We start from the raw sequence: 19,410 nt of genomic DNA, 5'->3' as shown, positions 1-19,410 counted from the left end.
TTACCGAACGCTCACGATGTCTTCCGCCACTGTGGGAGGTTTTGGTCCAGCCAGGTATCGATCTCGTCCGGGCTCGGCGTGCCGCCGATCATGTTCAGCACCGTGTGCCCGAGGCAGGCCGCGCTCATGATGCGATCGGCGAGCTGCTCGTGATCGCCCCACGGCAGATGAGGTTTGGCGATCAGCAGCGAGGCGAGGCCGTGCGCGACGGTCCACATGTCCAGCACGATCGGCAGCGGATCGCCGGGGGCGATCGAGCCCTCCGCCATGCAGTCGCGCACGGTCGTCGCGAAATGCTGGAACGCGCCGCTGGTGAGCACCTGGTCCACTGCGCTGCCGCTCTCGGTGGGCCCGGTCGCCACCCGGTACTGCTCCGGGTGCTCCAGCGCGAAGCGCACGTAGGCCAGGCCCTGGTCGCGCAGCCGGTTCATCGGCGACACGGTGGGGTCGGTGGCCGCGCGCAGAGCCTCGGCCAGATCCTCGAAGGCCTTGGCCACCGCCGCCTCGATCAGCGCGTCCTTGTCGGCGAAGTGCCGGTAGATCGACGGCGCGCTGACGCCGACCAGCTTGCTCACCTCGCGGATCGACACCGCGTCGGCCCGGCCGGTGCGTGCGAGCAATTCCACTGTGGCGGTGAGGATCTCGGTACGCAACTGGGCGCCGGAACCGCGCGGTGATCGAGGTCGGCGGTGAAGGGTCATGAACGTCCTGCGTGCTCCGGTTCCCGTGCGCTGGTGCGGTGGTCGACGTCCTCGGTGAGGCCGATCCGGTCGTGCAGCCTGGCGAGCGGCTTCGGCGCCCACCAGTTGGCCGAGCCGAGCAGGCGCATCAGGGCGGGCGCGAGCAGGGCGCGGATGATCGTCGCGTCGACCAGCACGGTCAAGGTCAGGCCGAGACCCATCAGCTGCATGAACGAGACGTTCGAGGTAACCATCGCGCCCAACACGATAGCCATCAGCACCGCCGCGGCTGTGAAGATCCGTCCGGTGCGAGCGACGCCGATGGCGACCGCGCGGTCGTTGTCGTGCGTGCGCAGCCACTCCTCGCGGATCCGCGAGAGCAGGAACACCTCGTAGTCCATGGACAAGCCGAAGGCCAAGCAGAACATCAGGATCGGCATGGTCGGCACCATGTAGCCCACCGCGGTGAAGCCGAGCAGGTTCGACAGGTGCCCCTCCTGGAACACCCACACCATCGCGCCGAAGGCCGCCGCGAGCGACAAGGTGTTGAGTGCCAAGGCCTTGATCGGCAGCACGACGCTGCCGGTGAACAGGAACAACACGACGAAGGTCGCCAGCACGATGAGCGCGGCCGCCAAGGGCAGCTGGTCGCCCAGCGCGGCAAGCGAATCCGCGTTGACCGCCGCCGCCCCGCCGTACAGCGCGGGCGCGGGCGCGGGCACCGCCTTGACCGCGTCCAGCTGACGTTCGCCGTCCGGCGAGAAGGGATCGACGTAGCTGACGACGGTGAGGTAGGTGCCCGTGTCGTTGGCCATGCCGGGCGGCGCGATACCGACCCGCGCTCCGTTGGCGAAGGTGCCCGCGCTGGACAGCACGGCGGGCACGTCCGGAAGCTCGGACAGTCGCGCGGCGTAGGCGCCCACCGCCGCGGCGTCGCCGGTGTAGCCGTCCAGCACGATCGTGGTGCTCGCACCGGGGTCGGCCTGCGGGAAGTGCGCGCGCAGCTCGTCGCCCACCTGCCTGCTGGTCGAGGACGTGGGCAGCACCCGGTCGTCGGGGTAGCCGAACTTCACCGAGAGGAACGGCGCGCCGAGGAAGAGCAGCAGCGCGATGATCACCACGGCCACCGGCATCGCGTACCGCATCACCACCGTGACCAGCCGGTACCAGCCGGACTGCTCCGGCGGCACCGGGCCCGCGGGCGCCGGTCGGCGCAACAGCCGCCGCAGCGGGACGCGCAGGTCGAGCGCGTTGACCCGGTCTCCGAGCAGCACGAGCGCGGCGGGCAGGATCGCGATCGCGGCCGCCGCAGCGGTCACGACCACCGCGACGCCCGCGTAGGCGAAGGATTTCAGGAAGTACAGGTTGAACACGCTCAGCGCGGCCAGCGACAGCGCGACGGTGAGCGCGGAGAACAGCACTGTACGTCCCGCGGTCTGCACGGCGCGGATGGTCGCCGCCGTCGGGTCGAGGCCGTTGCCCAGTTCCTCGCGGTACCGGCTCACGATGAACAGGCTGTAGTCGATCGCCAGCGCGAGCCCGAGCGCGGTCGTCATGTTCAGCGCGTAGATGGACACGTCGGTGACCAGGGTGAACAGCCGCAGGATGGCGAGGGTGGCGGCGATCGCGAACAGGCCGACGGCCAGCGGAAGGGACGCCGCGACCAGGCTGCCGAACACCAGAACGAGCACGATCATCGACAGCGGTATCGCGATGCCCTCGGCGACGGCCAGGTCACGGGTCGTCTGCTCGTTGACATCGTGATAGATCGCGGCGATGCCGCCCTGGCGCACCGTGATGCCGTCGGCGGTGCCGGTGAGCTGCTCGGTCAGGTCGCCCGCGGTCTTCTGGACGGCGGTATCGTCGCCGGTGAGGAACGCGGCGATCAGTGCGCTCGATCCGTTGTCGGTGCTGCGCAGCGCGGTCGAGAAGGGCGGCGGCGTGGTCCAGTAGGACTGGACGGCCCGCACGTCCTCGTGCGCGCGCAGGGCATCGACCAGCCGGAGGCCCGCGGCGCGCGCGGCTGGACTGTCGACGCCGTCCTCGGCGCTCACCAGCAGTACGAAGTTGGGGGAGGAGCCGCCGAAGTTGTCCTCGAGCATCTTGGCGACCTGCGAGGATTCGGCGTCGTCGGAGGTGAATCCGCCGGACTTCAGGTGCGCGGCGGCGGTGGCGCCGAACAGACCGCAGCCGATCACCAGCGCCAGCGCGGTGATCAGGATGGCACGCGGGTATCGCGTGGTCAGTCGTGCGATCCGATAGAGCATCGAGGCTCCCCTCCGTGAGTTAACGGGGTTAGCGTAACGCTGTTAACTCACGGATGTCGAGGGGCCGAGACGGTGAATCGACGCCGCGTGGCAATTCGCCAGCGTGCTGGGAATCGCCTGTCAGCCGCGGTTCTTGCGGGTCAACGCACGCCTGCCGCGGCGGCCGGGGAGTGGCAGATCGTCCTCGACGGCGACCCATTCGGCGGTGGTGAGCCACAGTTCCTGCGCCCGCGCGTCGGCGGTGTCGTGGAAGACGCGCCGCCCGCGATCGTCGCGCAGGTCGCGCGCGAGGTTGGACCAGCGCGGCGGGCGGCCGTGCTCGTCGAGATGCTCGGCGAGATATCCGGTGACCAGCGTCCCGATCGCGTTGACCGGCCGTAGCGAGACCCGGTTGCCGTACTTGGCCGCGTGGAAACGCCTTGCCGCGCAGAGGGATTGCGGATTCGCGTTGGACGCGATCCAGCCGGCGCGCTGGGCGCGTTCGATCAGCCACAGATGTTTGACCGCGTTGGGCGCGATCACGCCGATGCGCTCCCTGATCAGCGTCGTCACCGGCTCCGAGGAAAGGATGTCGCGGCGGGTCGGGCCGGTGCCGTGCGTCGTCCAGTGCTCGTGCGCGAGGCGGGCGAGCACGCGACCGAAGTCGTCGATGCTGCGCTGGGCGCGGCGGCCGAGTCGCTCGATGCGTTCGGCCTCGCGGCGCATCTCGTTCTGCGCGGTGAGGGTGCGGATCGCGGCCATGGTCGGCACTTGGCCGCGTTCGAGCAGTTCCAGGATGGCCGAGGCGGTGCACGGATCGGCGGCAGCCGCCACCGGCAGCGAATCGCGTTTGAGCGCGAAATCCTGGGGGCTGATCGCACGGCTGAGCAGTCCGACGGCGGCTCGATCGTCCGCGAAGTCGGTATTCGAGAGCCAGGCGGCGGCGATGTCGTCACACGACGGCACGGGGAACGTTCCTCCGATATACGCGGTGGGAGTTCGGCGATGTCGCCCTGGGGCCGGGAGATTGCCAGGTTGTGCCCCGGTCGGGATGAGGGACCGGCCGGGGTCACCAACCTGATGAAGGTTTGGCTACCGAAGTTGCCAATAGCCACCGTAGCCAGCGCCGGGGGTAACTGTCACCCGGGTTGACTTATTCGTTACCTCCGTAAAATTTCGATAAACCGGGGCGTGAGTATGTATTTCCGCTGGCTGGAAGTTGAACGGACGGTTACGTACCTCGGTGGACGGTCTGCGGTTTCAAGATTGCTGTCGAGTTGCTAATTCGTGAGAGGAACGAAGCGGCGGAAGAAGTCCCGGAGAATTCTGTGATCCATCTCACAATTTGCCGGGTTTTGCGACACTGCGCGTGCGGGTGCGAAGGTCCGTGGCGGGCTGTCGGTCGTGACCCCCCGGTCGCCGCCCGCTTTGTCGGTGGTCGCCGGTAACCTCTGGCCGTGGCTCTGTACCGGAAGTACCGACCGGCAACGTTCGCTGAGGTGGTGGGTCAGGAGCACGTCACCGACCCGCTGAGCATCGCGCTCGACACCGGACGGATCAGTCATGCCTATCTGTTCTCCGGTCCCCGGGGCTGTGGCAAGACCTCGTCGGCGCGCATCCTGGCGCGCTCGCTGAACTGCGTGGAGGGTCCGACCTCGCGGCCGTGCGGCGTCTGCCCGTCCTGCGTCGCGCTCGGACCGGGCGGGCCCGGCAATCTCGATGTCATCGAACTCGACGCCGCGAGCCACGGCGGCGTCGACGACACCCGCGAGCTGCGCGACCGCGCCTTCTACGCACCGGCCGAATCCCGGTACCGCGTCTTCATCGTCGACGAGGCGCACATGGTCACCACCGCGGGCTTCAACGCGCTGCTCAAGATCGTCGAGGAGCCGCCCGCCCACCTGATCTTCATCTTCGCCACCACCGAGCCCGACAAGGTGCTGCCGACCATTCGCTCGCGCACCCACCACTACCCGTTCCGGCTGCTGCCGCCCGCGACGATGCGCGGCCTGCTCGGCAGGATCTGCGAGCAGGAAGACGTTCCGGTCGAGGAAGCGGTGTACCCGTTGGTGATTCGCGCGGGCGGCGGCTCACCGCGCGACAGCCTCAGCGTGCTCGACCAGCTGCTCGCTGGCGCCGGGCCGGAGGGCGTCACCTACAACCGCGCGGTCGCGCTGCTCGGCGTCACCGATGTCGCGCTCATCGATGACGCGGTGGAGGCGCTCGCCGCGGGCGATGGCGCCGCGCTGTTCGGCACCGTGGACAGCGTCATGGAGGCCGGGCACGATCCGCGCCGTTTCGCCGTCGACCTGCTCGAGCGCTTCCGTGACCTGATCCTGTTGCGCGCGGTCCCCGACGCCGCCGACCGCGGCCTGGTCTCCGGCCCCGGCGACGTGCTCGACCGCATGCGCGACCAAGCCAAGCGCATCGGCCCCGGCACCCTCACCCGCTACGCCGAACTGCTGCACGAGGGCCTCGGCGAGATGCGCGGAGCGACAGCGCCGCGGCTGCTGCTCGAGGTCGTCTGCGCCCGCATGCTGCTGCCCTCGGTCTCCGACACCGAATCCGCCACCCTCCAGCGCCTGGAACGACTCGAGCGCGGTTTCGCGGGCGGAGTCGTCGCGCCACTCCCGCCCGCTGCCTCGACCGCTGCCTCCGCCGCCGACGCAGGGCCCGTTTCCGCTCCCGCGCCTGCCCGCGCACCGGGCGAACCCCCGCGTCGTCGTGGTGCGGAGGCGCTCGCCGCGCTGCGCGAGAACAAGACGCGCGGAGCTGACTCCGGACCGGGCGGCGGCGAAAGTGGCGTGAGTGCGCCCATCGCCCAGCAGACGACGGTTCACTCCGCGCCGGGCTCGGCCGATGACGATGCCGGTGCTCGGTCAGGACACCCCGGCGGTTCCGTACCCGTCGAGGGCTACACGAATGCGCCCACCTCAGGCGGCGGACCGGTCGAGGAGCGCGGCGCGGCGGTGGATCGGTCCGGGCTCAGCGATGCGGATCGTCCGGCGCGGCGGTCCGACGATCGCCCGGCCGGGCAAGCCGAGGGCTCGGCGGATGCGCCCCTCGCTCAACGGGACGTCGTCGGTGCGGACGCCGCCGCTGCCGGTGCTTTCGCCGAATCCGGGCCGCGTGTGCGCGGCGACGTAGGCGCTTCGGTCGCGCCCAGCACCATCCCGGGCGACGCCGATGCCCAGGCAGCCCAGTCGGTTTTTCGGGTCGTCGAGGCCGACGACGCACCAACACGCCAGCCTGCGCCGAGTGATGGCCCCGCCGACGGCCGAACCGCGGGTCATCCCAGGCCGGGCGGCGCGGAGCCTCGGTCGGGGCGGCCCGCCGCTCCTCGGGATGCCGAGGGCTACGCGGAGGCGCCGACCGGGCGGTCCGCGAACCATGCGGGCGCCGCGGTCGCGCCCGGTGACGCCGCGGCCGAGGCGAGCCGTTCGGCCGACCGGCCCGCGACTCCGCGTGGTGCCGCGACGGGTCCCGCCGATCGCGCGGGATATGAAGCGCCGCAAGCGATTACGGATGCTACGTCCGATTATGGTCAAGTGACCGGGGAATCGGTGGCGGGCCGTCGCGCCGACGACGCGGCGGGTGCGCGCACCACCGCGAGCGCCGAATCGATGGTCGCGGCGTTGCCGGACGAGCCCGCGGGCGCGCAGGGGGACGAGCTGCTGCGGGCCGTGGAAGGGGCGTGGACGGAGATCCGGGCCAAGGTTCGGGAGTTCGGGCCGACGGTGCAGGCGTTGCTGTCCGGTGCCTCGGTGGCGCGGGTCGACGGCGCGGTCATCGTGTTCGCCCATCAGCACGCGCCGCTGGCGCAGCGACTGTCGGATCCGCGCAATGTCGAGGCCGTGCGGTCGGCGGTGCGCGCCGTGCTCGGCGGCGACCACGAGATCCGGTGGGAGGCGGGCGGCGCGGCGCCGCGTGCCGCTGCGCAGCAGGCGGGTCGCGCACGGGGAGGCGGGCAGGCGGCCGGACGCGGTTCGGGCAATCCGGCGGGACGCGGTGAGGGCGGCCTGCCTCGGTTCTCCCGACCCAGCCAGACCAGGGCGAACGCCGCGGGTGACACGCCCGCCCGGCAGCAGCGGCCCGCCGCGGCACCGCGGTCCGGCGACGACGACATCCCGCCGCCCGACTACCCCGACCTACCGGACGATCCCGGTCCCGGCGACTACCCGCCGCCGGATCCCGGCGACTACGAATCGACCTCCGGCGGCACGGGTTACGGCTCGGGCGGAGTGCCCGGCCCGTCGACTCCGGAAGAGGAGCAGGAAATGCTGGCCCAGGCCGCCGAACCGGTGGCTCCGGAGGCTCGCCACGACCCCGACGAGGTCGCCCTGGAATTGCTCAGGAGTGAGCTGGGTGCCACACGGCTGGATGGTTGACAACCACCGCCTCGAGCACGTTAAGTTAACCGGAGTTCGCACACGACGGTAGTATGAACGGGTGGCCGTGAGCTCCGGTGTGGCGGCGTTCTATGGTATGCCCAGGCGTACGGGCGTGTCCGGAACGTGCGTCCGCAGGTGCTTGCCAAGTTTTGTACAGCGTTATGCGGTGCGAGCGACGGGCCCGGAGACGGAACCTCGCGTCACCACGCTGGGCCTCGGGAGCACGGCAAACTGAATACGGACGGTCGGTCTCATGGCCGGTCGGCGAGGTTACCCGCGGCCGTGCCGCACAACGCGGTGCAGGCGCACCCCAAGGAAGGAACACTCCGATATGACCACAGAGGCCTACATTTACGAGGCCATCCGCACTCCGCGCGGCCGCGGCAAGAAGAACGGTTCGCTGCACTCGGTCAAGCCGATCGACCTGACTGTTGGTCTGATCCAGGAGCTGCGCAACCGCTTCCCGAACCTCGACGAGGACCGGATCTCCGACGTCGTCCTGGGTGTCGTCAGCCCGGTCGGCGACCAGGGCATGGACATCGCGCGCACCGCGGTGACCGTGGCCGGCCTGCCCGACACCGTCGGCGGCGTCCAGCTGAACCGCTTCTGTGCCTCCGGCCTCGAGGCCGTCAACATCGCCGCCCAGAAGGTGCGCTCCGGCTTCGACGACCTGGTCATCGCCGGTGGCGTCGAGTCGATGTCGCGCGTCGCCATGGGCTCCGACGGTGGCGCCTGGGCCCTCGACCCGGCCACCAACTACGACTCCTACTTCGTCCCGCAGGGCGTCTCCGCCGACCTGATCGCCACCATCGAGGGCTTCAGCCGCGACGACGTCGACGCCTACGCCGTGCGCTCGCAGGACCTGGCCGCCAAGGCCACCACCGGCGGCTACTTCGCCAAGTCCATCGTTCCGGTCAAGGACCAGAACGGCCTCGTCGTGCTGGACCGCGACGAGCACATGCGCCCCGGCACCACCGCCGAGGACCTCGCCAAGCTGAACCCCTCCTTCGCCGTGATCGGTGAGATGGGTGGCTTCGACGCGGTGGCGCTGCAGAAGTTCCACTTCGTGGAGAAGATCAACCACGTGCACCACGGCGGCAACAGCTCGGGCATCGTCGACGGCGCCGCGCTGGTGCTGATCGGCTCCGAGGAGGCCGGCAAGGCTTCGGGCCTGACCCCGCGTGCGCGCGTCGTCGCGACCGCCACCAGTGGCGCCGACTCCACCATCATGCTGACCGGTCCCACCCCGGCCGCCAACAAGGCGCTGGCCAAGGCGGGTCTGACCCTGGACGACATCGACCTGGTCGAGATCAACGAGGCGTTCGCCTCCGTGGTGCTGAAGTTCCAGAAGGACCTGAACATCCCGGACGAGAAGCTGAACGTCAACGGCGGCGCCATCGCGATGGGCCACCCGCTGGGCGCCACCGGCGCGATGATCACCGGCACCATGGTCGACGAGCTGGAGCGCCGCAACGGCCGCTACGCGCTGATCACCCTGTGCATCGGCGGCGGCATGGGCGTCGCGACCATCATCGAGCGGGTCTGACCCCAACCGACAGCATTTACCAAGGAGACACAGAGCTGTGAGCGAGACCAACATGATCGGTTGGGAGCAGGATTCGGACGGCATCGTCGTGCTGACGATGGACGACCCGAACCAGGGCGCCAACACGATGAACGAGCTGTACAAGACGTCGATGACCGCGACCGTCGACCGGCTCGAGGCCGAGAAGGACAGCATCACCGGCGTGGTGCTGACCTCCGCGAAGAAGACCTTCTTCGCCGGCGGCGACCTGAAGAACATGATGAAGGTCGGCCCGGAAGACGGCCAGGCCCTCATGGACGAGCTGGGCACCATCAAGGGCGCGCTGCGTCGCCTCGAGCTGCTCGGCAAGCCGGTCGTGTCCGCGATCAACGGCGCCGCGCTCGGCGGCGGCCTGGAGATCACCCTCGCGACCCACTACCGCATCGCGGCCGACGTGCCGGGTGTGCAGCTGGGCCTGCCCGAGGTCAGCCTGGGCCTGCTGCCCGCCGGTGGCGGTGTCACCCGCACCGTGCGCATGCTCGGCCTCCAGGGCGCGCTCATGCAGGTGCTGCTGCAGGGCCAGAAGTACCGCCCGGGCAAGGCCAAGGAAATCGGCCTGATCAACGAGGTCGTCGGCTCGATCGAGGAGCTGGTCCCGGCCGCCAAGGCGTGGATCAAGGCCAACCCCGAGGGCGGCGTGCAGCCCTGGGACAAGAAGGGCTACAAGATCCCCGGTGGCACCCCGTCCACCCCGGCCTTCGCGGCGAACCTGCCCGCGTTCCCGGCCAACCTGCGTAAGCAGCTCAAGGGCACCAACATGCCCGCCCCGCGCGCCATCATGGCCGCGGCGGTCGAGGGCGCGCAGGTCGACATCGACAACGCCTCGCTGATCGAGTCGCGTTACTTCGTCCACCTGCTGACCGGCCCGGTCGCGAAGAACATGATCCAGGCGTTCTTCTTCGACCTGCAGTCGATCAACAACGGCGGTTCGCGTCCGAAGGACGTGCCGAAGAAGGACATCAAGAAGATCGGCGTGCTCGGCGCGGGCATGATGGGCGCGGGCATCGCGTACGTCTCCGCCAAGGCCGGCTACGAGGTCGTGCTGAAGGACGTCACCATCGAGGCGGCCGAGCGCGGCAAGAACTACTCCGAGAAGATCGAGGCCAAGGCCCTCTCCCGTGGCAAGACCACCGAGGAGAAGTCCAAGGCGCTGCTCGACCGGATCAAGCCGTCCGCCGACGCGGCCGACTTCGCCGGCGTCGACTTCGTGATCGAGGCCGTCTTCGAGAACACCGAGCTCAAGCACAAGGTGTTCCAGGAGATCGAGGACATCGTCGACGCGGACGCGCTGCTCGGCTCGAACACCTCCACCCTGCCGATCACCGGTCTCGCGACCGGCGTGAAGCGCCAGGAGGACTTCATCGGCATCCACTTCTTCTCGCCGGTCGACAAGATGCCGCTGGTGGAGATCATCAAGGGTGAGAAGACCTCGGACGAGGCGCTGGCCCGGGTGTTCGACTACACCCTCGCGATCAAGAAGACCCCGATCGTCGTCAACGACAGCCGCGGCTTCTTCACCTCGCGCGTGATCGGCACCTTCGTCAACGAGGCGATCGCCATGCTGGGCGAGGGCATCGACCCCTCGACCATCGAGCAGGCCGGCTCGCAGGCGGGCTACCCGGCCGCGCCGCTGCAGCTGTCGGACGAGCTGAACATGAAGCTCATGCTGAAGATCGCCAAGGAGACCGAAGAGGCCATCGCCCGCGGTGACGCCACCATGGGCAAGAAGCGGCACCCGGCCATCGACGTCATCGAGTACATGGTGAACGAGGGTCGTCCGGGTCGCCTGGAGAAGGCCGGCTTCTACGAGTACGACGAGAACGGCAAGCGGACCGGCCTGTGGGGCGGCCTGCGCGAGCACTTCAAGTCGGTCACCGACTTCAACGTGCCGCTCCAGGACCTCATCGACCGCATGCTGTTCATCGAGGCGATCGAGACCCAGAAGTGCTTCGACGAGGGTGTGCTCGAGACCACCGCCGACGCCAACATCGGCTCGATCTTCGGCATCGGCTACCCGGCCTGGACCGGTGGTGTGCACCAGTTCATCGTCGGTTACCCGGGCGGCCAGGAGGCCTTCGTGGCTCGCGCCGACGAGCTGAAGGCCAAGTACGGCGACCGCTTCGAGGTTCCCGCCTCGCTGCGGAAGTAACGACGCCGCGTAGGTAGTCACGCAACGGCGAAGCCCGCCATCGCTTTTCGCGGTGGCGGGCTTTCGCCGTCTCCGGGCCGGATTTCCGATGGAGTTCACCGCGCGGTTCGCGAGTGCCGATACCGTGTGGCTCGTGCGCAGCATGATCGGATTCCTTCTCGTCCTCGCGGCCTCCGCCGTCGCGCTGCCCGTAGCGCAGGCCGAGCCGAACGTGCGGCTGCTGGGTCAGCGGATCCTGCCGCACGGCATGGACTTTCACGGCACTGTCGTCGGCGGGCTTTCCGGCATCGACTATCTGCCCGCCACGGGCGAGTACCTGCTGATCAGCGACGACCGCTCGGAACGCGCACCGGCCCGTAGTTACACCGCCCGCTTCCCGGTCGACGCGAACGGGGTCGGACCGGTGACATTCACCGGGACCCGGCCGCTGCGCACTGCGGACGGCGGCTTCTATCCGCCGAAATCCGTTGATCCCGAGGAGATCCGGGTCGATCCGTGGACCGGTGACTACTTCTGGACTCAGGAGGGTGAGCGCGCGGGCGATGTGCTCGCCGACCCCGCCGTGCGCGTCGCGCGGCCGGACGGGACGTTCGTGGCCGAACTGCCGATCCCGGACAACGAGCGGATGCGGCCGGATTCCGGGCCGCGCCGCAACGCGGTGCTGGAGGCCGCCACCTTCGCCGCGGGCGGCGCGCTGTTCGTCACGGCCGTCGAGGGGCCGCTGCTCCAAGACGGACCCGAGGCGACAGTGACCTCCGGCGCGATCTCGCGCATCACCGTGCGGGCACGGTCCGGGCCGCTGCTCGCGCAGTACGCGTACCCGATGGAGCCGGTGTTCGCCGAGTCGCGGCCCGAGCCGGGGCGCGGCGGCAACGGCGTCGCCTCGATCTTGGCCGCCGACCCGCTCGATCCGACGAAGTTCCTGGTGCTCGAGCGCGCGTTCGTGGACGGCGTCGGCAACAAAATCCGCGTGTACGAGGCCGACATCGCGGGCGCGACCAACGTGCTCGACGCTGCGCTGGGCGACGCGCGCCCGGTCGCCAAACGACTGCTCGTCGCCCTGGACGACGTCGGCCTTCCGGACATCGACAACATCGAGGGCATGACCTGGGGACCGCGGCTGCCGTCCGGCGAGCGGACGCTGGTGCTGGTCAGCGACGACAACTTCGCCGAGAACCAGATCACCCAGATCGTCGCGCTCGCGGTGCGCTGAGCTTTCGAAAAACCGAGCTCAGTCGGCGCGGAGTTCTTCTGTCGCTTCGAAATACGCGTCGGCGGCTTTGCGGAAATAGTCGAACAGCAGCTCGCGCTGCTCGGGCGCGTATCCGGCGATGATCTCGCCGACGCGCCGCCGGGCGGGGGCCAGCACGCGATCCAGTTCAGCGGGTTTTTCGACCAGCTCGACGGTGATCTTGCGCCGGTCGCCCGGAACCGGGACCCGCCGCACGTACCCGGCCTCTTCCAAACGGTCGACCAGCCGGGTTGTCGGCCCGGTGGTGAGTCCGGCGCGCGCGCCCAGTTCCCCTGGCGTCATCGGGCCGCCGAGTTCCAGGATGTTGAGTGCGTAGAGATCGGTGGCGCCGAGATCCACGGCCCGCGCTCCGGCCTGTCCGTGCGCCATCAGCGCGCTCAGATAGCGGCGATAGACCGTGCTCGTCTCCGATTGCTCCATCGGCACCTCCGGCTCGATCACTTCTCCAGTGAAGAGAAGTCTTCGACGAAGAAAGAGCCTACAAGCCCGGCGCCCGATCCATCGCCGAATGCTGCCGACGGGCCCATCACAGGTCGGGACGACACTGCGGCAATCTCCACCCAACCGGCCTCGCACCGCGCTACGTTGGAGTATGCGCAGACAATTCGGACACCAGGTCGGCCCCGGTGCCCGATGTCGGTGTGTCCCACGATCGCCGGTGACGCCGATTCGATGTGCATTCGAGGTGGTCACGTGAATCCACAGAGGGGTTCGGGCAAGATGAGTCCCGAACCGGCCCCGGCCGATTCGAATACGCGCGGCATGGATACGCAGCGCGGCGTCGATACCCAGCGCGATACACCACGCCCCGAGCTGGCCGGCATCGCCGACGAGCTCGAGGCGATGGGGCTCTCCGGCGCCGTCGAGATCGGCAGGGGTGGCTTCGGCGTCGTGTACCGCTGCCTGCAAGTCGCGCTGGAACGGGTCGTCGCGGTCAAGGTGCTCTCCTCCGAGATCGACATCGAGAGCCGCGAACGCTTCCTGCGCGAGGAGCAGGCCATGGGCAGGCTCTCCGGCCACCCCAATATCGTCGACATCCTGCAGGTCGACGTCACCGCCAGCGGGATGCCGATCATCGTGATGCCGTACTGCACACACGGCTCGCTCGAGCAGCTCATCCGCGAGCAAGGCCCGCTCACCTGGGCGGATTCACTGCGGGCAGGCGTCAAACTGGCGGGCGCGATCGAGAGCGCGCACCGCGCCAGGATCCTGCACCGCGACGTCAAACCGGCCAACGTACTGCTCAGCGGCTACGGCGAACCGCAGCTCACCGATTTCGGCATCGCCAGGATTCCCGGCGGCTTTCGCACCTCCAGCAGCCTGATCACCGGTTCGCCCGCGTTCACCGCGCCGGAGGTGCTCAAGGGCGAGGAGCCGACCGTCCGCTCCGACATCTACGGGCTCGGGGCCACGCTGTTCGCCCTGCTCACCGGTCACGCCGCCTTCGAGCGGCAGGCGGGGGAGCGGGTGGTGGCGCAGTTCCTGCGGATCACCAGCCAGCCGGTGCCGGATCTGCGCGAGCAGGACATCCCGCCCGATGTGGCCGACGCGATCGAACGGGCCATGGCGCCCGATCCGGCCGATCGACCGGAGTCGGCGTACGAGTTCGGCACACTGCTGCGCTCGGTGCAGGTGGAACACGGCCAGCTGCCCGACGAGATGGCGCTGCTCGAGCCCACCGTGTTGCTCGAGGAATTCGACAGCACGCGTCCGGTGGTGGAAGCGCACCCGTCCACGCGCACCCGTCCGGCGGTGACCCGGCGCAGCTGGCCGCTGACGTTGCGCCCCGCCGTCTCGCAGCACCCGGGCGGCTCGACCACCCTGCCGCCCACCGCCGCCACGAAATTCCACCCACCGACCCCGGCTCGCGATCCGGTGCCTCGACCCCGCTTGCTGGACATCCTGCGTGCGGGCGGGCGACGCAGGCTCGCGGTGCTGCACGCGCCTGCGGGATTCGGCAAGAGCACGGTCGCCGCGCAGTGGCGCGCGGAGTTGAGCGGCGGCGGGGTACCGGTCGCGTGGATCGGCATCGACCGCGACGACGACAACGAGATCTGGTTTCTCGCCCACCTCATCCAGGCCATCCACCGGGTGCGGCCCGACATCGGCGCCGGACTCGACCAGACGCTGGAGGAACGCGCGGGCGACGCGGTGCCCTACGCCCTCACCACTCTGATCAACGAGATCCACGAGGGCGGGGAGACCATCGTGGTGGTGGTCGAGGACTGGCACCGCATCACCGATCCCGGCACGCACCGCGCGATGGAGGCGTTGCTCGACAACGGCTGCCACCACCTGCGCTTCGTGGTGACCAGCAGGGAGCAGTCCGGCTTGCCGACCAGCCGGATGCGGGTGCACGACGAACTGGTCGAGATCGGGTCCGCGGCGCTGCGGCTCACCGTGGCCGAGACCAAGCAGATCTTGGTGGATCGCAACGGTTTCGAGCTCACCGAGGCTCAGGTGGAGCAGATCCACGAGGCGACCGACGGCTGGCCCGCCGCCATCCAGCTGATCAGCCTCTCGCTGCGCGGCAACATCGACCCGGAACAGCTGATCGCGACGCTTTCCGAAGGTAGTCACGGCATCCGCGAATACCTCGCCGAGAACGTGCTCGACGCGCTCGAACCGCGGATGCTCGACTTCCTCAGCTCGATCTCGGTGACCGAGCGCGTGTCGGCGTCGCTGGCCGCCGCCCTGTCCGACGACAGCGAGGCCGAGCTGCTGCTCGCCCAGGCCGAGCAGCGCGAGCTGTTCCTGCGGCGTATCGAGCACGACCCGGAGTGGTACCGGATACAGCCGCTGTTCGCCGAGCATCTGCGCGCTCGGCTGGAACGCACTCAGCCAGGGAGGCTGAAGGCGTTGCACCGCAAGGCTTCCCGCTGGTACGCCGAACACCAGCTGTTGCGTAAGTCGGTGGACCACGCGCTGGCCGCGACGGATTTGAAGATGGCGCTGGATCTGGTCGAGGGCGGCGGCATGGATCTGATCGACACCGCCCGGCTGGCCACCCTGCTCGGCACGGTGTCGAAACTGCCGGTGCAACAGGTGGCTTCGCGGTCCAAACTGCTGATGGCGGTGGCGCGGGCCAACGTGAACCTGCAACAGTCCAGCGCGGCGCGCAGCGCGCTCGGCAGGCTGTCGAACATGCTCGCGCGCGGCTCGTCCGGTGACGCCGACGTGATCCAGCAGCGATGCGAAGCCGCAGTGCTCGCCGCCGCCGACCAGATCGCGCGCGATCACACCGAGGGCGTGCTCGACCGCGTCGCGGACTGCCTCGAGCGCCCCGACGAGCTGCCCGCGTGGACGGTCTCCACCGCGGCGAACCTGACCTCGTTCGTGCGGCTGTGCCAATTCGATTTCGACGGCGCCCGCAGCATCCAGGAGTGGGCGACCCCTTACCACGCCAGCTCGAAGGACCCGCTCGGCGTGGTGTTCGGGCTCTGCGGTCAGGGCGCGGCGGCTTACGAGCAGCTCGACATCGCCACGGCGATGCAGTGCTTCCAGCAGGCGTGGGAGACGGCGCGGCTCCGCTCGGGTCCGCGATCGCACGCGGTGCGGGTGGCCTCGGCGTTGCTCGGCGAATTGAACTACCGCCGAGGCGATCTCGACGTCGCCGACCGGCTGTTCGACGAGAGTCACCAGCTGGTCACCCGGATCGGGACAGTCGACTTCCTGATCTCGACGTACGTCACCGGCGCGCGGGTCAAAGCGGTGCTCGGCGATCTGGCGACCGCCGCGGCCCGGCTGGACGAGGGCGACCGGGTGGCCGCCGAACAGCGCCTGGTCCGGCTCGCCGCGCACATCCGCGCCGAACGGCTGCGGCTCGGTCTACCCGTGGAGTACCTAGCGCACGGCGACGGGCATGCCGAAGCGCTCGGCGTTGTCCATCACCGGTTGGTCGGTTCCGCCGCGCTCACCGCCGAGGCCGAGGAGATCGCGGGCATTCGCGGCCTGCTCGCGCATAAGCCGCTGCGCTCGGACGACACGGCGGTGCGCCGCGCCCGCGCCCTGCACGGCCGGATGCTCGAACAGGACCGTCCCCGAGCGGAATTGGACACCGCGCTGCTGCTCGCCGAATGCCTCGCCGCGTCCGGCTGGGTCGGCGAGGCCACCGGCCTGCTGCTCCCCGCCGCCGCCACCTGCGCCGAACTGGGCTGGACCCGCCCGCTCCTGGACGCGGGCCCCGGCGTGGTCGCCATCCTGCGCGTGCTGCGCTCCGAAATGCACACCGCCCCCGAGCAGCTCGAGGATGCGGCGCTACCCGCCCTTTTCCTGGAGCAGCTCCTGGACTGAAGGGCGGGCAGCGTCAGCTCAGGCCTCCCACCAGGGGCGAAGCGGGACCGTCCACGCGCCGTTGGGGGGTAGCTTGACGCCGAGCACCTGGTGCAGCTGAACCACGTTGCGCTGGAACCCGAGTCGGCAGCCCGCCATGTAGAGGCCCCAGACCTTGGCGGTGCCCTCGCCGACCTCCGCGACGCAGGCGTCCCAGTTGGTGACCAGGTTCTTGCACCATTCGTGCAGGGTCAGCGCGTAGTGCTCGCGCAGGTTCTCCTCGTGCAGCACCTCGAGCCCGATGTTCTGGATCTCGGAGATGATGCGACCGGAGCCGATCAGCTCGCCGTCCGGGAACACGTACCGGTCGATGAAATCGCCCGCCTTCGTGGTGCGGGTGTTGTCCGGGCGGGTGATGCAGTGGTTCAGGAACAGGCCGCCGTCGCGCAGCTTGCTCTTGATGAACTCGAAGTAGAACGGGTAGTTGTGCACGCCGATGTGCTCGGTGAGACCGATCGAGGACACGGCGTCGAACTCGCCTTCGGGCACGTCGCGGTAGTCGGAATGCCGCACCTCGGCCAGATCCGAGAGACCTTCCTCGGCGATCTTCCGCTGTGCCCACTCGGCCTGCTCCGCCGAGAGGGTCGCGCCGATGACCTCGACGCCGCGCTTCGCCGCGTAGCGCACCATGCCGCCCCAGCCGCAGCCGATGTCGAGCAGCCGGTCGCCCTCCTTTAGGCGCAGCTTGTCGAAGACGAGGCGGTACTTGTTCTCCTGTGCCTGCTCCAGCGTCCAGTTCTCGTCGCCGTAGGCCGCGCAGGTGTAGGTCATCGAGGGACCCAGGACGTACTCGTAGAAGGTGTTCGAGACGTCGTAGTGGTGGTGGATGGCTTCCGCGTCGCGGGTCTTGGAGTGGCGCAGACCCTCGAACGCGATCCGGCGCCAGCGCGGCAGCGTCTCCTGCGGCGGCGGCGCGACCGGCTTGAGCCGTTCCCAGCCCAGCGAGCGCGCGATGGTGACCAGCGCGAGCGCCGACGGACGGCGGAATTTCAAGTCCTGCATCGCCTTCAGGACGTCGTACGGGTCGCCGGGGTGCACGCCGGTGGCGGTCATGTCGCCCGCGATGTAGGCGCGCGCCATGCCGAGATCGCCGGGCGCGGTGGCCAGGTAGTTGATGCCGCGCGGCGTCTTGATGTCGAGGGTGTAGTCCGAATCCTCCGGCCCGGTCGCGCTGCCGTCGTAGGCGGTCAGGCGAATCGGGACCTCGCCGTCGACGAGGGTCTCGAAGATCTCGGCAATGCTCAGCTTGGTTCCCAGGTCCGCGAACACGTCGGAACGGTCCTTGAATGTCGTCATTTCCGTTGCACCGCCTTCGAATACAAATCCAGCAAGCGCTGGTCCGGGTCGTAGCGTTTCTTCAGTTCGGTGTAGGTCTCGCCGCCGTACAGCGCCGCGAACTCGTCCTCGTCGTAGAAGGCGTCCGAGTACAGCGATTTGTGCCCGTCGAACTCGGTCACGGTGCGCTCGATGGCGCGGTTGGCCGCGCCCTTCGGCTGCCCGGGAACGGTGGGCACGGCCGACCAGAACCCCACGTTGACATAGGTGCGGTTCGGCTCGATCGGGTACAGCGGCCAGGGACGTCCGGTCGCGGCAGGCGCGCCCGTCTCCCGCAAGCGCAGCGGGCACAGCCAGATCGGCTCGATGGGAATCTCGCGCAGGAACCATTCGACGAAATCCGCGGTGCGCTCCACCGGGACCTCGATGTCCTGTACCACCCGCTCGCGCGGCGGGTTGCCTTTGCGGGCTTCCAATTTGTCGCCGATGTCGTATTTGTGGTCGAGGGCGACCAGCTTCCAGTAGAAGCTGCTGCGCCGATAGCGCTTCGGCCAGAACCGGCGGATCCTCGGGTTCTGCGTGCCGAAGGCGCGCGAGCACCAGAACCAGTCGGTGTCCCAGCGCCACAGGTAGTCGTGGATGGTCAGGCGATCGCGCTTGGGCCGCGCGCCGTCGTGCTGGATGGAGCGGTAGTAGATGTCCATCCCGGTGTAATCGCTGACCGGACCGGGCTCGTCGGTCTGCCTGCCGAGGGTCAGGTAGCTCTCCTCGGCGGTGAACACGACGCCGTCGAGGTAGTCGACCCGCTCGCCGTCGTAGGACTTCTCGTTCACGATCCGGGTGATCGCGGCCTCCAGTTCCCGCAGGTCGCGGAACCGCACGTGGCGCAGCGCGACGTAGGGCGGAACGGGCTCGAGCTCGATCTTCAGCCGGACGGTGTATCCCAGCGTGCCGTAGGAATTGGGAAACCCGCGGAACAGCTCCGCGTGCTCGCCCTCCGGCCGGGCGGTGATCAGTTCGCCCGCTCCGGTCAGCACGTCCATCTCCAGCACCGACTCGTGCGGGAGGCCGTTGCGGAACGAGGTGGACTCGATGCCGAGGCCGGTCACCGCGCCGCCGAGGGTGATCGTCTTGAGCTGCGGAACCACCAGCGGCGCCAGCCCGTACGGCAGGGTCGCGGCCACCAGGTCCTCGTAGGTGGTCATGCCCGCCACGTCGGCGGTCCGCGCGTCGGCATCCACCGCGACGACCTTGGTGAGACCCGAAACGTCCAGGCCGGGTGCGGTGTTCTTGGCCCTGGCCCGGAACAGATTGGACGTCTTCTTCGCCAGCCGCACGTTGGCGTCCGCGGGTATGGCGCGGTAACTCGCCAGAAGGCGATCCACACCCGCTCGGTGCGCGGCAAACCCTGATTCGCGTGCGGCCGGACTGTGACCGGCCTTCCCCAACAGACTCACTGCCACCCCTCGACGCTAGTACGCACCGTGATCTTCGACCACC

Annotated in this window: 11 protein-coding genes; 5 read left to right on the top strand and 6 right to left on the bottom strand. The window is 69.2% G+C overall.

Going from position 1 to position 19,410, the window contains the following annotated elements:
• Positions 1-11: 11 nt before the first annotated feature.
• From AB0H49_RS28330 to AB0H49_RS28320, 3 genes are all read right to left on the bottom strand, one after another.
• The gene (locus AB0H49_RS28330) at positions 12-701 is read right to left on the bottom strand and encodes a TetR/AcrR family transcriptional regulator (protein ID WP_354998048.1); all 690 of its coding nucleotides are present in this window, start codon (positions 699-701) and stop codon (positions 12-14) included.
• Positions 698-2,947 carry an MMPL family transporter gene (locus tag AB0H49_RS28325; RefSeq protein ID WP_357255789.1) on the bottom strand — a complete coding sequence of 750 codons (2,250 nt, stop codon included), beginning with the start codon at positions 2,945-2,947 and terminating at the stop codon, positions 698-700. Before AB0H49_RS28325 ends, AB0H49_RS28330 begins: the two co-directional genes overlap by 4 nt.
• 120 nt (positions 2,948-3,067) lie before the next feature.
• Entirely contained in the window at positions 3,068-3,892 is an 825-nt protein-coding gene (locus AB0H49_RS28320; protein ID WP_354998046.1) for a hypothetical protein, read from the bottom strand.
• 491 nt (positions 3,893-4,383) lie between these two features.
• On the opposite strand from AB0H49_RS28320, the gene AB0H49_RS28315 reads away from it, so the two are divergent.
• The 4 genes from AB0H49_RS28315 to AB0H49_RS28300 all read left to right on the top strand — a co-directional run bounded on the left by AB0H49_RS28315 (position 4,384) and on the right by AB0H49_RS28300 (position 12,264).
• Positions 4,384-7,314, top strand: coding sequence for a DNA polymerase III subunit gamma and tau (locus AB0H49_RS28315; protein WP_357255787.1), 2,931 nt, complete (start codon positions 4,384-4,386; stop codon positions 7,312-7,314).
• Positions 7,315-7,648: 334 nt separating this feature from the next.
• The gene (locus AB0H49_RS28310) at positions 7,649-8,863 is read left to right on the top strand and encodes an acetyl-CoA C-acetyltransferase (protein ID WP_354998044.1); all 1,215 of its coding nucleotides are present in this window, start codon (positions 7,649-7,651) and stop codon (positions 8,861-8,863) included.
• A 37-nt stretch (positions 8,864-8,900) separates the two neighbouring features.
• Entirely contained in the window at positions 8,901-11,051 is a 2,151-nt protein-coding gene (locus AB0H49_RS28305) for a 3-hydroxyacyl-CoA dehydrogenase NAD-binding domain-containing protein (RefSeq protein ID WP_357255785.1), read from the top strand.
• Positions 11,052-11,193: 142 nt separating this feature from the next.
• Positions 11,194-12,264, top strand: coding sequence for an esterase-like activity of phytase family protein (locus AB0H49_RS28300; RefSeq protein ID WP_357255907.1), 1,071 nt, complete (start codon positions 11,194-11,196; stop codon positions 12,262-12,264).
• A gap of 18 nt (positions 12,265-12,282) precedes the next feature.
• Here the strand turns inward: AB0H49_RS28300 and AB0H49_RS28295 are convergent, their stop codons facing one another.
• Entirely contained in the window at positions 12,283-12,744 is a 462-nt protein-coding gene (locus AB0H49_RS28295) for a MarR family transcriptional regulator (protein WP_357255783.1), read from the bottom strand.
• A 252-nt stretch (positions 12,745-12,996) separates the two neighbouring features.
• On the opposite strand from AB0H49_RS28295, the gene AB0H49_RS28290 reads away from it, so the two are divergent.
• Complete coding sequence (locus AB0H49_RS28290) at positions 12,997-16,596, top strand: protein kinase (protein WP_354998041.1); 3,600 nt, start codon at positions 12,997-12,999, stop codon at positions 16,594-16,596.
• A gap of 18 nt (positions 16,597-16,614) precedes the next feature.
• Here AB0H49_RS28290 and AB0H49_RS28285 read toward each other — a convergent pair whose 3' ends face one another.
• Together AB0H49_RS28285 and AB0H49_RS28280 are read right to left on the bottom strand one after the other, a co-directional pair.
• On the bottom strand, positions 16,615-17,931 hold the full coding sequence (locus AB0H49_RS28285) for a class I SAM-dependent methyltransferase (RefSeq protein WP_357255781.1): 1,317 nt from the start codon (positions 17,929-17,931) through the stop codon (positions 16,615-16,617).
• Positions 17,928-19,367, bottom strand: coding sequence for an FAD-binding oxidoreductase (locus AB0H49_RS28280; protein ID WP_354998982.1), 1,440 nt, complete (start codon positions 19,365-19,367; stop codon positions 17,928-17,930). Before AB0H49_RS28280 ends, AB0H49_RS28285 begins: the two co-directional genes overlap by 4 nt.
• Positions 19,368-19,410 lie beyond the last annotated feature (43 nt).

It is taken from the genome of Nocardia sp. NPDC050713, from assembly GCF_040654315.1.
Classification (GTDB): Bacteria; Actinomycetota; Actinomycetes; order Mycobacteriales; family Mycobacteriaceae; genus Nocardia.
This window is presented reverse-complemented; position numbering and strand designations above follow the sequence as displayed.

Excerpts from the sequence above, each read along its gene's own strand:
- AB0H49_RS28330 (WP_354998048.1), bottom strand. The coding sequence starts at position 701 with ATGACCCTTCACCGCCGACCTCGATCACCGCGCGGTTCCGGCGCCCAG.
- AB0H49_RS28325 (WP_357255789.1), bottom strand. The coding sequence starts at position 2,947 with ATGCTCTATCGGATCGCACGACTGACCACGCGATACCCGCGTGCCATC.
- AB0H49_RS28310 (WP_354998044.1), top strand. The coding sequence starts at position 7,649 with ATGACCACAGAGGCCTACATTTACGAGGCCATCCGCACTCCGCGCGGC.
- AB0H49_RS28300 (WP_357255907.1), top strand. The coding sequence starts at position 11,194 with ATGATCGGATTCCTTCTCGTCCTCGCGGCCTCCGCCGTCGCGCTGCCC.
- AB0H49_RS28285 (WP_357255781.1), bottom strand. The coding sequence starts at position 17,931 with ATGACGACATTCAAGGACCGTTCCGACGTGTTCGCGGACCTGGGAACC.